Origin of the sequence: Rouxiella chamberiensis (assembly GCF_026967475.1) — a bacterium.
GTDB lineage: Bacteria > Pseudomonadota > Gammaproteobacteria > Enterobacterales > Enterobacteriaceae > Rouxiella > Rouxiella chamberiensis.
The window spans coordinates 527,818-540,908 of the sequence record NZ_CP114058.1; the positions used below are offsets into that span (position 1 = coordinate 527,818).

The following is a 13,091-nucleotide window of genomic DNA, read 5'->3' on the forward strand; positions in this document are numbered from 1 at the left end:
AGAGTACCGCCGTAGATAGGGACTTGTATTTTTCACTGCCCCTTTTGTAACTAAATAAACAGAAAATCGCGATTATTAATTAAATAACTAAAAACACATTAACTTGGCTGTAACAATATTTTAAATTCCCCGCACTTTTTTCCGACCCACAATAACAAAGTGTAGACCTGGAATGAACAAATCCACAAAACTACTTTCTTCGCTCTCCCTCGCAGCGTTGCTCGTTTCATCAGCGGTCCACGCTGAAACTTCACCAGAGAAAACCGACGTCCTGCTGATTGGCGGCGGCATCATGAGTGCCTCCCTCGGAACCTGGCTTGAAATGCTGCAACCTGACTGGAAACAGATCATGGTCGAGAAACTCGATGGCGTTGCGCTCGAGTCCTCCAACGGCTGGAACAACGCCGGTACCGGTCACTCGGCCAATATGGAGTTGAACTATACGCCTGAGCGTAAAGACGGCTCCATCGATGTCAGCAAGGCGCTGGAAATCAACGAAGCCTTTATGATCTCCCGCCAGTTCTGGACCTCGAACGTCAAGAGCGGTGTGCTGCACGATCCGCATTCCTTCATCAACTCTACACCGCACATGAGCTTTGTCTGGGGCGACAAAAATGTCGAGTACCTGAACAAGCGCTACGAAGCGTTGCAGAAAACCGTGCTGTTCCAGGGCATGAAGTTCTCGACCGATCACCAGCAAATTCAGCAATGGGCACCGCTCATTATGGAAGGGCGTGATCCGCAGCAGAAAGTGGCTGCCACCTGGACGCCGGTCGGCACCGACGTCAACTATGGCGAAATTACCCGTCAGTTGATCGGCAGCCTGAAGAAAAATGACAACTTCAAGCTGGAAACCTCGTCTGAAGTCACCGATTTCAAACGCAATGGCGACAACTCATGGCATGTGACTATCAAAGATGTCAAAAGCGGTGACGAGCGTACTGTGGATGCGAAATACGTCTTCATCGGTGCTGGCGGCGGCGCATTGAAACTGCTGCAAAAAACCGGAATTCCTGAAGGCGACAATTACGCTGGCTTCCCGGTAGGCGGCTCGTTCCTCGTGACCGAAAACCCGGCCATCGCCGCGCGTCATCAGGAAAAAGTCTATGGTCAGGCTTCCGTAGGTGCGCCACCGATGTCTGTTCCGCACCTCGATGCGCGTTATCTCGACGGCAAACGTGTGGTGCTGTTCGGGCCATTCGCGACTTTCTCTACCAAGTTCCTGAAAAACGGTTCGCTGTTTGACCTGCTGGGCACGACGACGACCCACAACTTCATGCCGATGACCCACGTAGGTCTGGACAACTTCGACCTGGTTAAATATCTGATTGGTCAGGTAATGTTGAGTGATGACGATCGTTTCGCCGCGCTGAAGGAATACTACCCTGATGCGAAGAAAGAAGACTGGAAGCTGATTCAGGCCGGTCAACGCGTACAGATTATCAAGAAAGATGAAGACAAGGGCGGCGTGCTGAAGCTGGGTACTGAAATCATCACTGACCAGCAGAAAACCGTTGCCGCGCTGTTGGGTGCCTCGCCGGGTGCTTCTACTGCCGCGCCGATTGCCATCAGCGTGATTGAAAAACTGTTCCCGACCGAGTTCAAGTCGCCGGAATGGCAGAGCAAAATCCGCCAGATAGTCCCAAGCTTCGGGCAGAAGCTGAACGACGATGCCGCACTGACGCAGCGCGTTTGGGATGACACCGCAGCCACGTTGCAGCTGACCAAACCACCGGTCATCAACATGCCGCAGACCACCGCAGCCACGGCGGAAACCACGCCAGCCCCTGCGAAAGCTGCCGCTTCGCCTGCACACGACATGGCGCTGTAAGATAGGCTTACCCTGTCACGGTTAGCCAACAGCAAAATCAAACGCCTGATGCCACGCATCGGGCGTTTTTTTTGCCTCAATCATGCTGTACAGACATAAAAAAGGCCGGTCAATCAGTGACCGGCCTGTGGATGCCTTACCTTGTTAACTCAGGCATTAACCATTGATTTCTGGATGCTGGTCAATCAGGTTACTGCGCTTTTTCTGAAGTTCGGCAATTTGCAGATCGATATCTTCGATTTTCTGTTCGACGCTATCGTAATGCTCCTGCAGGATCTCTTTCGCTTCGGCACGGTCGGAAGCCGCAGGGGTCGCGCCTTTCAACGGTTTGTTGGCCGTCTCTTTCATGAAGATAGCCGTGACGAAACCAATAATGGCGACAACCATCAGATAATAGGCCGGCATAAAGAGGTTATTGGTGGATTCCACCAGCCAGGCGGCGATGGTTGGAGTCAGACCCGCAATCAGCACCGACACGTTGAAGGCAATCGCCAGCGCGCTGTAGCGGATGTTGGTCGGGAACATCGCGGGCAAGGTTGACGCCATCACACCGATAAAGCAGTTAAGCAGCACGGCAAGAATCAGCAAGCCCAGGAAAATCAGCCCGATAACGTTACTTTGAATCAGGATGAAGCAAGGGATCGCCAGAATAAACAGGCCCACGCTGCCGACAAGTACAAATGGCTTGCGGCCGAAGCGGTCACTCAGCATCCCCATCACCGGCTGAACAAACAGCATACCGACCATGATGGCGATGATAATCAGCAGACCGTGGTCTTCCGAGTAGTGCAGGCTGTGCGACAGGTAGCTTGGCATGTAGGTCAGCAACATGTAGTAGGTCACGTTGGTGGCGATAACCATACCGACAGAGATAATCAGCGCTTTCCATTGTTTGGTCAGGATCTCGCGGAACGAGACTTTCGGTGGCTCGGCAATGTCCTTACGCGAATCGCTGTCGATTTTGTCGACGTGCTGCTGGAAGGTTGGCGTCTCTTCCAGGGCATGACGCAGGTAAATCCCGATCAGGCCCAGCGGTGCGGCAATAAAGAACGGAATACGCCAGCCCCACTCGAGGAAATTGGTTTCACCAATGATGCTGGAGATAAGGATAACCACGCCCGCACCGAGAATGAAACCGGCGATGGAGCCGAAGTCCAGCCAGCTGCCGAGGAAGCCGCGTTTTCTGTCCGGCGAGTATTCCGCCACAAAGATAGCCGCACCCGTATATTCGCCGCCGACCGAGAAGCCTTGCGCCAGTTTGGCGAGCAGCAGCAGAATAGGTGCCCAGATACCAATGGAGGCATACGACGGAATAAGGCCGATACAGAATGTACTGACCGACATGATGATAATGGTGATGGAAAGCACTTTCTGGCGACCGAATTTATCGCCCAGTGCGCCGAAGAACAACCCACCCAGTGGTCGTACAAGGAAAGGAACAGAGAAGGTTGCCAGTGCGGCAATCATCTGAATACCCGGATCTGCGCCCGGGAAGAACACTTGCCCCAGCGCAAATGCCACAAACCCGTACACACCGAAGTCAAACCATTCCATCGCATTACCGAGCGCAGCGGCGGTGATCGCCTTTTTGAGCTTGGTATCATCAATGATAGTAATATCATTGATGTGCATCGGTTTGACGCGTTTTTTTCTTAATTTAATCATATACTTCCCTTGTCTAAAATAACTCCGCAATCATTGCTTGAGAATGCATATTCTCAATAAATCATCTGTTTACAAAATTATTATAAGTTGCTTTGGTAATAAGGCAAAAGTTTAGCCTTGTGACCAAAAAATAAAGTTTTTTCAACCCATTTTTCGAGGAGAACAGGAAGCGGGCAAATTTTACTTAGGTCGCTCATTAATCGGTTGCTTAAAGAATGGGGCAATATTTTAGGAGCGCTTAGCGAGCAGGTTAAATAGTAGGCAGGTGCGTTTTAATTAGCCACTTGTTGGGAGCTGTTGATTTTTCAGGCAATGAAAAGGGTAATAACGCCAGAGAAGGTTATGACCTCACAACGCTGTAAAAGAGAGACAGAAGGCTGACTTCGCAATATTTTCCCCAATAGGTCCAAACCCCGCCGCGCAAAATTTTCCCGCAACGGGTCAGGCGTTATCGCCTGTCGAGTTTGTTTATATTGTCAGGGCCAATATTTTTACTCAACTTGATGATTAGAAGACCCTTATAAATAGGGTTATTCCTTGCCGCAGTAATAAAGGCGTCATTTTATGTTTTAAGCAGAATGCCTAAAAATCATTATCCGGTAAAAAATAAAAAAGCTGCCCGCAGGCAGCCTTTAAGTGGAAGGTGAAACCTTATTTACGCGATTTTTTACGCTGAATAATTACGCCTCCGCCGATTACCAGCAGCACAAGGATAATAATCCCCGCCAGCATTCCCTCTTTGGCCAGGGCAATAAGAGGAGAAGCTTCGCCGCCTTCACGTAATGCCTTAACCCGTTCCGGTGTGGTTTGTACCCCTGCATCGCCGTAGGTCTTGAATAGATAATTAACCAGCGTCGCCATTTGCCTATCGTCGAGTTTATCGCTGAACGCGGGCATTGCCTGTCCCTTGTCCGGCGTGACTCCCTCAAGGACGGCCATGACGGCATTATCGGCGACCGGGCGTTTAAGCGCAGCATTGCCAAACAGCGCCGGAATGCCGTTGCCGCCTTGCCCTGATAGCTGGTGGCAGGTCGAACAGTGCGCTTCGTATAACTTCGCGCCTTCAGGTGCGGAACCGGTCATGATGGCGACATCCGACAACCTTGGCGTAGAGGTTGGCAGTTTGCCCGGCGCGGCATTGATACTCTGCGCCGGCAGGGCGCGAAGATAGGTGGCGATGGCCTGAATATCCGCCGGAGACAGTTTACTGAAGCTCTTGTCGATGGCTTCGAGCATCGGGCCGCCTGCCTGCGAGCCATTGGCTGAACGCCCGGTTGCCAGATACTGTTCGAGATCCTGTTGCGACCAGCTGCCGATGCCCGCATGAGGATCCGGGGTAATGTTCGGTGCAAACCAGGTGCCAAGGGATGCCCCGCCCAACGCGTTATCTGCCTGTTCTGCCATCAGCGCATTACGCGGCGTGTGACAGGTCGAGCAGTGTGTCAGGCCCTGAACCAGATACGCACCGCGATTCCATTCGGCCGATTTACCGCTGTCTGCCACATAGGGCTTGCCGTGGGCAAACAGCAGGTTCCAACCGGCCATCGACAGGCGAATGTTGAAGGGGAAAGGCAGGGCCGTTTCGGCCGCCTTGTCATCCACGGGCTTCACGCCTTGCATAAAGTAGGCATAAAGCGCCTGCATATCTTCATCGGTAATCGACGAATAGGCCGTATAAGGCATGGCCGGATAAAGATGGGCGCCGTCTTTGCGCACGCCTTTTCGCACCGCGTGTTCGAAATCGTCGAGGGTATAATCGCCAATACCCGCGACTTTCGACGGCGTAATATTGGTCGAATAGATTTTCCCGAGTGGCGTCGCCAGTGGCAATCCGCCCGCAAAAGCCTTGCCGCCGGGCGCGGTATGACAGGCTCCGCAATCGCCCGCCACAGCCAGATACTCTCCTCGGGCGACAAGGTCCTGCCCGCCATTATTCTGTGCCATTGCGGTCTGGCTGAACATCAGTCCGGCAAAGGCGCTGACAAGACTTAAAGAAAGCAATTTCTTCATCGTTACTCTCCTTAAAGTTTGCCGAGAATGGCATCGGCCGTGCGCAAGCCCAGCGCACAGGCAGTCAGGGTGGAGTTGGCGGTCGCTACCGTCGGCATGACACCGGTCGAGACCATATATAGATTGTCGAAATCCCAGGCTTTGCCGACGTGGTCGGTCACTGAAGTCTTCTCGTCAAATCCCATCGCCAACGTGCCGGTAATATGCTGATTGTTGCTGTAAACGCCCGGCGTGGAGTAGCGCACCTGTTTCGCGCCCATCATCGCCGCGATGTCGGCATAGACCGCCAAAGAGTGTTGCATGCCTTTTTCGACATAGTCGTCATAGGAGTAGGAAAACGCCGGAACCGGAAGGCCGAGCGCATCCTTTTTACGCGTACTGAGCAAAGTGCGGTTGTTTCTGTCCGGCAGTTGTTCCATCACGTTCTTGACGCTCAACTGGCGCGCGGCGCGAAAACGAATGGCGTCATCCAGCGCCGTACCGGTCAGGCCTTCTTTAATTGCGGCAGCGGTCACACCGGCAACCTGTGAAGAATTAGAAAAATCGACGCGGAAAGCGGCGGATTCCGCACGGAACGCGCCGTCGCGAAGTTGCTGAATGGAGGACGGACTCATCGGGCCGCGTCCCGGCCAGAGCGGTTCATCCACATAGAAAGTGGCCGAGTTGGAAGGGTGGTCCATCAGGTTGCGGCCCAGTTGGTCGTAGTTATTGCACAATCCGTGGGGGTTTTTGTCATCGGCGGACATAAACAGAATCTTCGGCGTTTCGATGGCATTGGCCGCCATCACAAAGACCTGTGCTTCAACCCGATGCGAGACTTTATCCCAGTCGTAATAGTGCAGGGCAGTAATCTTGCCTTTGCTGTCGTGTTCGAGCTTGTAAACCACCGCCTGCGAGACAAGTTTTACGCCCGCCTTTTCAGCGGCGTCTGCTGCAATCCCGCCATGATACTGGGCATCGATGGGGCAGATAGGCATGCAGTTATTGTTGCCGCAGCATTGAGGACGGCCATCGTAAGGCACGGAGTTACGGCCTGTGGTATTGGTCAGCACCTCGTATTTTGGCGCAAGCCGTTCGGTAATACGCTGTTCGAGATAGGATTTCTGCACGCCAGGCATCGGGAAAGGCTGCTGGCGCGGCGAATATTTTGCCATTTCTGCCGGGCCGGATACGCCCCACAATAGTTCGGCTTCATAATAGTAGGGTTCAAGATCGGCATAGCTAAGTGGCCAGTCGCGACCCACGCCATATTGCGATTTTAAACGGAAATCATTCGGAACCAGACGCCACGCCTGCGCCGCCCAGTGCCAGCTTGTTCCACCGACCACCCGAATATATTCCGGCTTGTAATCGTGGGGGCCGGTTTGATCCAGATAGCCGTTATCCTGAGGTTTGTAGTCTGGAAATGGCGCGATATCCGAGTTGGGATAAGGCGCAATAAAGTCGTCTTTACGTGCGGAATGACGAAAATTGGTGACAATGTCGTCACGTTTTATGCGCGGGCCAGCCTCAAGCATCAGCACCTGACGCCCGGCCAATGCCAGCTTGCGCGCCGTTAATGCGCCAACAACGCCGGAACCAATAACGACGATATCGGTAGAAATAGAATCAGACATGATGAGTCACTTTTCTCGAAAGAAGAAACGGATTACACGGGGAAAGTCGGCGGAATCAGACGGGTTTTTCCGCCCAGCTGCCGTAGGCGCCATAGGCATAGCTCGGCGGTCGCAGTACGTCGGCGACATCCTGATAAGCCAAGGCATCGACGTAGGCAACACAGACTGCCTTGTCGCCACTGCCTGCCACGCCCAGATACCAGCCGGTCAGTATCAGGCCGGGCAAGGCGACCAGATCGGCAACGCCATGATCGGCTGCGAGTCGGGCATTGAGATCGCCCGCGTTGATAGCATTGCTGTCAATGTAGGCGCGCAGACGCGCCAGTTTGGCGCTAAAGTCCGGATCGATTTTCGAGAAGGCTGCGAACCAGCGCTGCACTAAACTCTGCGGGCAGGTTTTCACGATCTGTTAGCAATTTGGAAACATCGTTGAAGTCACTGTTGGGGGGTGCCTCTGCCTCTGCAAAGGCGGGTGTAAACGTTAACGGAAAAATCGAAGAGGCAGCGAGTAACCCCATGCCCTGCAATACGCGTCGGCGGGATACACCTTTGTATATATCGCTCATTATTGTTTCCTAGTCGCCTTGTGCTTAAAATTTGGCACAGAGCAAAATAATCATCTTTAAAGTTATGTTTGTAAGATTATCCCGCACAATGCTTGTGGGAACGAAAGGAAGTATACGCGCATCGCGATGTCGGGCGATACGTAGGCAATTTCACAAAAAGTGCGGAAAATGGGCGAGAAAATGATCAGAGGTTGAGTGTAACCGTTTACCCTTGGAAAGGGGTTTTGTTAAGGGTATGTTTTTATTTGTTTAAATAAGAAGAAATCCCTTCTCCCATATGGCAGGAGAAGGAGTGCTTGTGACAACACGTCAGTGGTTTATTATCTGAAAAATATGTAACACAAGTTTTCAATAACTCAACAATTCTTTAACGCCATCTTTTCTCGACGTCCTTTTCATGTTCCGGCAAAGATAACGGCCTGTACAATGCCCCGCGCAATAATGCCGACCAAAGCGCCTAACATGGCAAAGCGCGCCACTCTGGCCACTCTAAACCCTGCACCTAACATAATTCCGAGGCCCGGCAAGTCAAAGGTCTGAATCAGCCAACCGGCCGAGGCATTTAACGTGTGCACATTCAGCGCGCCATTTTTGAGTAATTCCGTTGCTACGCCGAGGTAGGCGGTGCCGCCCGCCAGACATTTGACCAGCGCGGGCATAATCAGCACGGTAGGAATATTGAGCACGTGCATCAGCGGTGATAATCCCTGCTCGAGCAAGGTAATAGCCCCCAGTGATTTCAATATGCCGACGACGGTCAAAGACAGAATCAACATGGGCACCGCGCCCAGCGCAAGACGAATGGATTCCGCGCCCGCGGAGTTGATGATATATAAAATGCCGTTGTTTTGCGGCGAATGCACTTCGGCATCTTCTTCTGAAATGACTTCCTTGGTAGGCAGTTTGCGGCCAAAAACATACCAGGTTGCTGCGCCTGCGATTAAGCCGCCCGCAATCGAAATCAAGACAGTGCCCAGCCAGTGCAGGCCCAGCGGCGCAAGGGGATAAAGCACGTTTGCCTGTCCCATCGCAAACAGCATGGCGAGCGTTGCCGCCAGATGACGGTCAGAAACCCCTTTCTTTTCCATCATTGCCAATGTGGCAACCGGCGCGGCAAAACTGACGAAGTTAAGCTGGATTAAGGCAAATAGACTTAAGCCGGTTAATCCGAAAGGTTTGAGCAGCGGGGCGGTAATATTGATTATTTTTGCCAGAATACCCACGGATTCCAGATATTTCATGATAACCATCATTACAACCATGACGGGAATCAACGTGTACAGCGCAATATCAACGGCGGACCGGCCGGAGGTCATAATGATTTCGATAATGTTCAAGGCAATATTCCAAACCTTCGCAGGTACAGCGTGAATTATTGAGTTATCAGTGAGGCGTTATCGCGCTTCATTCCGGAAAGCGCAGACATTCATGCAGTTAAGCCCAAAGCAGAATATGTCGATTGACAAGATTAGGCAATAATCAAAGAGAATAGGGCACGCGCGCCTTCGTCGTAATACGGATACTTGAGACAGCAAGAAAGTGAGGGTCAGCGATTATTCGCTATGACATCGCTTCTTTTACTCACTATTTAAAGACGAAAGAGGGTGTTATGAAATTATCAGGCAAGATTGCGCTGGTCACCGGCGCTTCAAAAGGTATCGGCGCGGGTATTGCAAAAGCGTTCGGCGCGGCAGGCGCAACGGTGATAGTCAATTATGCCGCAAGCCATGAAGATGCGGAAAAAGTCGTGGCGCAAATAACGGCCGAGGGCGGTAAAGCGACGGCCATTCAGGCCGATATGAGTCGGGAAGGGGACGTAATTCGCCTCTTTACTACGATAAAGCGCGATTACGGTACATTGGACATTCTGGTCAATAATGCGGGCGTGGCGGTATTCCAGATGCTTGAAGACCTCACCGAAGAGGCGTTCCATACGCAATTCAACATTAATGTACTGGGTTATCTGCTGGCCACGCGCGAGGCATTATCACTCTTTGGCCCCTCTGCCAGCGTCATTAATGTCAGCTCTATTCTCAGCACCGACCCCTATTTGGCTTCCAGCATTTATGCTGCGACCAAAGGCGCTGTCGATACGCTTACCTTTGCGTTGGCAAGAGAACTCGGCCCGCGTGGAATCAGGGTCAATTCGATTCTTCCGGGTCATACTAATACTCCGGCCACCGACGGCAATTTCGTGGGCGAACTGGGTGAGAAAATCCTCGCAGGCACACCGCTTGGCCGTTTTGGCGAACCCGAAGATATTGCGCCGGTAGTGGTATTCCTGGCTTCTGACGACTCGCATTGGGTCACCGGCGAGTCGCTGCGTGTTGCAGGCGGCGTACGAGGTGTAGGCTATTAATATTCCCAAGGCTGTATAGGATGTTGGGGCTGGCGTTTAGCCTCTCATCATAATAAGCGGCGATCGCTCGCCACTTTATAGCAAGCAGGATAACTCAACCATCCGTCGAACGTGTCAGATCTTCCCATGCCGTTATTTCGGCTGCATAAGCCGTTAATTTATCCCGAACCAGTCCCAGCGCATCGCTTCCCAATAATAAATGGGTCGGCGGTGACTTGCTGTCCATAATCGCCAGCATGGCGCGTGCCGCTTTGACAGGATCGCCAAGCTGTTTGCCATTTTTCTCCTCGCGCGCCTCACGGATAGGATTAAACAAGGTGTCGTAATCCGCAATCGTTCGCGGCGTTCTCACCATCGAACGTCCTGCCCAATCCGTGCGAAATGAACCGGGGGCTACCGCCGTTACCGCAATATCAAAAGGTTTAAGCTCTTTGCTTAATACTTCGGAGATCCCTTCGAGGGCAAATTTACTGCCGCAATAATAGGCGATGCCAGGCATGGTAATAAATCCGCCCATTGAGGTGATATTGATGATGTGTCCACGGCGGCGCTTGCGCATATAAGGCAGCACGGCTTTAGTCATGGCCACGGCGCCAAAGACATTGACGTCAAACTGGCGTTTCATCTCGTCAATCGACGACTCTTCCATGACCCCTTCATGGCCGTATCCTGCATTATTGACCAAGACATCGATTGGACCGACCCGCGTTTCGATTTCGGCCACGGCAGGGTCAATGGCGGCAAAATCCGTCACATCGAGTTGCCGGGCGAAGGCTCGCGTGGGGTCCAGCGCTTCGAAGTCTGCTTTTGCCTGTGCATTGCGAACCGTGCCGACCACGCGATGACCGCTCTCCAGCGCTTCTCGAGCCAATGCTCGCCCAAAACCGCTGCTGACGCCGGTAATAAAGATAAGTTTGCTCGCTGACATAAGAACTCCATTGCATAATGTGAGTAGGCATATTAGTGTCTTTAGTCATCCCTTTTTAGGCCTGTTATTCTCTGATTGTTGCCTAATTCTATGAGTGGAAATCATGCCTACTGAAATGACCCTCCTGCCGCCGCAAGATGTAGAAAGCCGGAAGATGGTTGACCTGCTTATGAAACTGGCACCGCAGGAAGGCTACAACCTGACTTCGCTTGCGAGCGTGCGTTTTCTGCGATCCAATCGGCCGTTGGCGCGCACACCTGTGCTTTACGATCCGGGGATGGTTATCGTCTGTCAGGGTTCCAAGCGCGGTTATTTTGGCGATAAAACCTATGTTTACGATCGACAGCACTATCTCGCGGTGTCAGTGCCGGTGCCTTTTGTCATGGAAACCGAGGCCTCGCCCGAATGTCCCTTGCTGGCCATTTATCTGCATCTCGATTTTCCGATGGCCGCTGAACTGCTGATTCAGATTGAAAAATTTCAGGCATTGCAGGACGCGCCCGTCCAGCCGCCGGTCGCGCCCGAAAGCATGATGTCCAGCCCGCTTGACGATGCGCTTAAAGCTACCGTGCTGCATTTTCTCGAGGTGATGAGCCAACCGCTCGAGGCGGCGATACTGGGTCCTACATTGCTGCGTGAACTGTATTTTCGCATTTTGACGGGTGCGCAGGGGCATGCCATGCGTGCTGCGCTGGCGATGCACGGGCAATTTGGCAAAATTGGAAAGGCGCTTCGGCATATTCACGCGGCCTATGCTTCACCGCTGGATTTAACTGAACTCGCCGGAAAAGCGGGAATGAGCGTGCCGACTTTTCACAGTCATTTCAAGGCAATAACCCGTACTTCGCCGATGCAATATGTGAAATCGACACGTTTGCATCAGGCGAGGCTATTAATGGTAAGGCAGGGGATGACGGCCGCTGTCGCCAGTCAGTCCGTAGGTTATGAAAGTCCTTCACAGTTTAATCGGGAATTTAAGCGCCTTTTCGGTTTGCCGCCTGCCGAAGAGACAAGGCGTATGCGTGATAATTTTGCCGTGCCGCCCGCGCATGCCGCTTCGGAATTTGTCTCGTCTCATTAATTTTTTACTCAATAATTGTTTATCTAGCCGTGGCGCAGGGCTTCAATCAATAACGAGAAGGCGCGGGTATGCTGTTTACGGCTTGGATAATAAAGATGGTAGCCGGTAAAAGGGGAGCACCAGTCATCCAGCACCTGAATCAATGCCCCGGATTTCAATTGCGGCTGCACAATATCTTCCGGGACGCAGGTCAGGCCAAATCCACATACCGCAGCATCGATTCGCTCCTCGAGATGATTAAACGTCAGTTGCCCCATGACTTTAACCTTGAGTTCGACACCGTCTTTTTCAAACTCCCAGTTATAAACGCTGCCGAGCGTCGGCAAGCTTAAATTAATGCATCGATGCTGCTGTAAATCCTGAGGGCGAAGAGGGAACGGATTATCTTTAAAGTAATCGGGTGAGCCTACGACAATCATGCGAAAATCAGGGCCGATCCGCACGGCTATCATATCTTGCTGCAATCTTTCGCCGAGCCGCACACCGGCATCAAAGCGGTCGCCGACAATATCGGTCAGCGCATTATCTACCTTTAAATCCACGTTGATTTCCGGGTATTCGCGCAGGAATGTCTTGAGCTTCGGCCATAACAGCGTTTTTGCGGCATGTTCTCCGGAAGAAAGGCGAATATTGCCTGCCGCAATGCCGTTAAGACGCGTAATGATTTCGAGTTCGTGCTCAAGGTCGGCAAAACGCGGCTCAAGACTGGCAATTAATTTCTCACCGGCCTCGGTAGGCGCGACGCTTCGGGTGGTTCGAGTCAATAGACGCAGATTAAGTCGATGTTCGAGTGCAATCATGGCGTGGCTAAGGGCTGACTGTGAAACGCCGAGTTTGCCCGCGGCCCGGGTAAAACTGCGCTCGCGCGCCACCATTAAAAATGACATCAAGTCATTAAGATTTTCCTTTAACACGTTGCTCTTCTCCAGAGAATGACGCGGCTTGTTACGCGTGGCTCAAGTCTTTGTACGAGTTTCATGAATAAAGCCAGCATAACCTATTTGTTAGGGTTGCAAGGTCAAGCAAGGTAAATAT

At 52.2% G+C, this 13,091-nt stretch carries 11 protein-coding genes; 3 read left to right on the forward strand and 8 right to left on the reverse strand.

Annotation, left to right across the window (positions count from 1 at the left end):
• Positions 1–172: 172 nt before the first annotated feature.
• Entirely contained in the window at positions 173–1,831 is a 1,659-nt protein-coding gene (gene mqo, locus O1V66_RS02575; RefSeq protein ID WP_045047303.1) for a malate dehydrogenase (quinone), read from the forward strand.
• 156 nt (positions 1,832–1,987) lie between these two features.
• Here the strand turns inward: mqo and proP are convergent, their stop codons facing one another.
• The 6 genes from proP to O1V66_RS02600 form a co-directional block, all read right to left on the reverse strand.
• A complete protein-coding gene (gene proP, locus O1V66_RS02580; protein WP_045047595.1) occupies positions 1,988–3,493 on the reverse strand; it encodes a glycine betaine/L-proline transporter ProP in 1,506 nt (501 codons plus the stop codon).
• 654 nt (positions 3,494–4,147) lie between these two features.
• Positions 4,148–5,506, reverse strand: a complete 1,359-nt coding sequence (locus O1V66_RS02585) for a c-type cytochrome (protein WP_045047302.1) — start codon at positions 5,504–5,506, stop codon at positions 4,148–4,150.
• An 11-nt stretch (positions 5,507–5,517) separates the two neighbouring features.
• Positions 5,518–7,122 carry a GMC family oxidoreductase gene (locus tag O1V66_RS02590; RefSeq protein ID WP_045047301.1) on the reverse strand — a complete coding sequence of 535 codons (1,605 nt, stop codon included), beginning with the start codon at positions 7,120–7,122 and terminating at the stop codon, positions 5,518–5,520.
• Between the two features lie 55 nt (positions 7,123–7,177).
• Positions 7,178–7,501 (reverse strand): sugar dehydrogenase complex small subunit, encoded by a 324-nt coding sequence (locus O1V66_RS02595; protein ID WP_269128065.1) that lies wholly within the window; start codon positions 7,499–7,501, stop codon positions 7,178–7,180.
• Entirely contained in the window at positions 7,455–7,688 is a 234-nt protein-coding gene (locus tag O1V66_RS21830; protein WP_414058427.1) for a sugar dehydrogenase complex small subunit, read from the reverse strand. Before O1V66_RS21830 ends, O1V66_RS02595 begins: the two co-directional genes overlap by 47 nt.
• A 395-nt stretch (positions 7,689–8,083) precedes the next feature.
• On the reverse strand, positions 8,084–9,025 hold the full coding sequence (locus tag O1V66_RS02600; protein ID WP_045047299.1) for a nucleoside recognition domain-containing protein: 942 nt from the start codon (positions 9,023–9,025) through the stop codon (positions 8,084–8,086).
• A gap of 272 nt (positions 9,026–9,297) precedes the next feature.
• Here O1V66_RS02600 and O1V66_RS02605 point away from each other — a divergent pair, with 272 nt between their 5' ends.
• The gene (locus O1V66_RS02605) at positions 9,298–10,047 is read left to right on the forward strand and encodes an SDR family NAD(P)-dependent oxidoreductase (RefSeq protein ID WP_045047298.1); all 750 of its coding nucleotides are present in this window, start codon (positions 9,298–9,300) and stop codon (positions 10,045–10,047) included.
• A 94-nt stretch (positions 10,048–10,141) separates the two neighbouring features.
• Here the strand turns inward: O1V66_RS02605 and O1V66_RS02610 are convergent, their stop codons facing one another.
• Positions 10,142–10,975 carry an oxidoreductase gene (locus O1V66_RS02610; RefSeq protein WP_045047297.1) on the reverse strand — a complete coding sequence of 278 codons (834 nt, stop codon included), beginning with the start codon at positions 10,973–10,975 and terminating at the stop codon, positions 10,142–10,144.
• Between the two features lie 154 nt (positions 10,976–11,129).
• On the opposite strand from O1V66_RS02610, the gene O1V66_RS02615 reads away from it, so the two are divergent.
• Positions 11,130–12,056: an AraC family transcriptional regulator gene (locus tag O1V66_RS02615; protein WP_045047594.1), complete on the forward strand. Its 927-nt coding sequence runs from the start codon at positions 11,130–11,132 to the stop codon at positions 12,054–12,056.
• A gap of 23 nt (positions 12,057–12,079) precedes the next feature.
• Here the strand turns inward: O1V66_RS02615 and O1V66_RS02620 are convergent, their stop codons facing one another.
• Positions 12,080–12,970 carry a LysR family transcriptional regulator gene (locus O1V66_RS02620; protein ID WP_045047296.1) on the reverse strand — a complete coding sequence of 297 codons (891 nt, stop codon included), beginning with the start codon at positions 12,968–12,970 and terminating at the stop codon, positions 12,080–12,082.
• Positions 12,971–13,091: the final 121 nt, after the last annotated feature.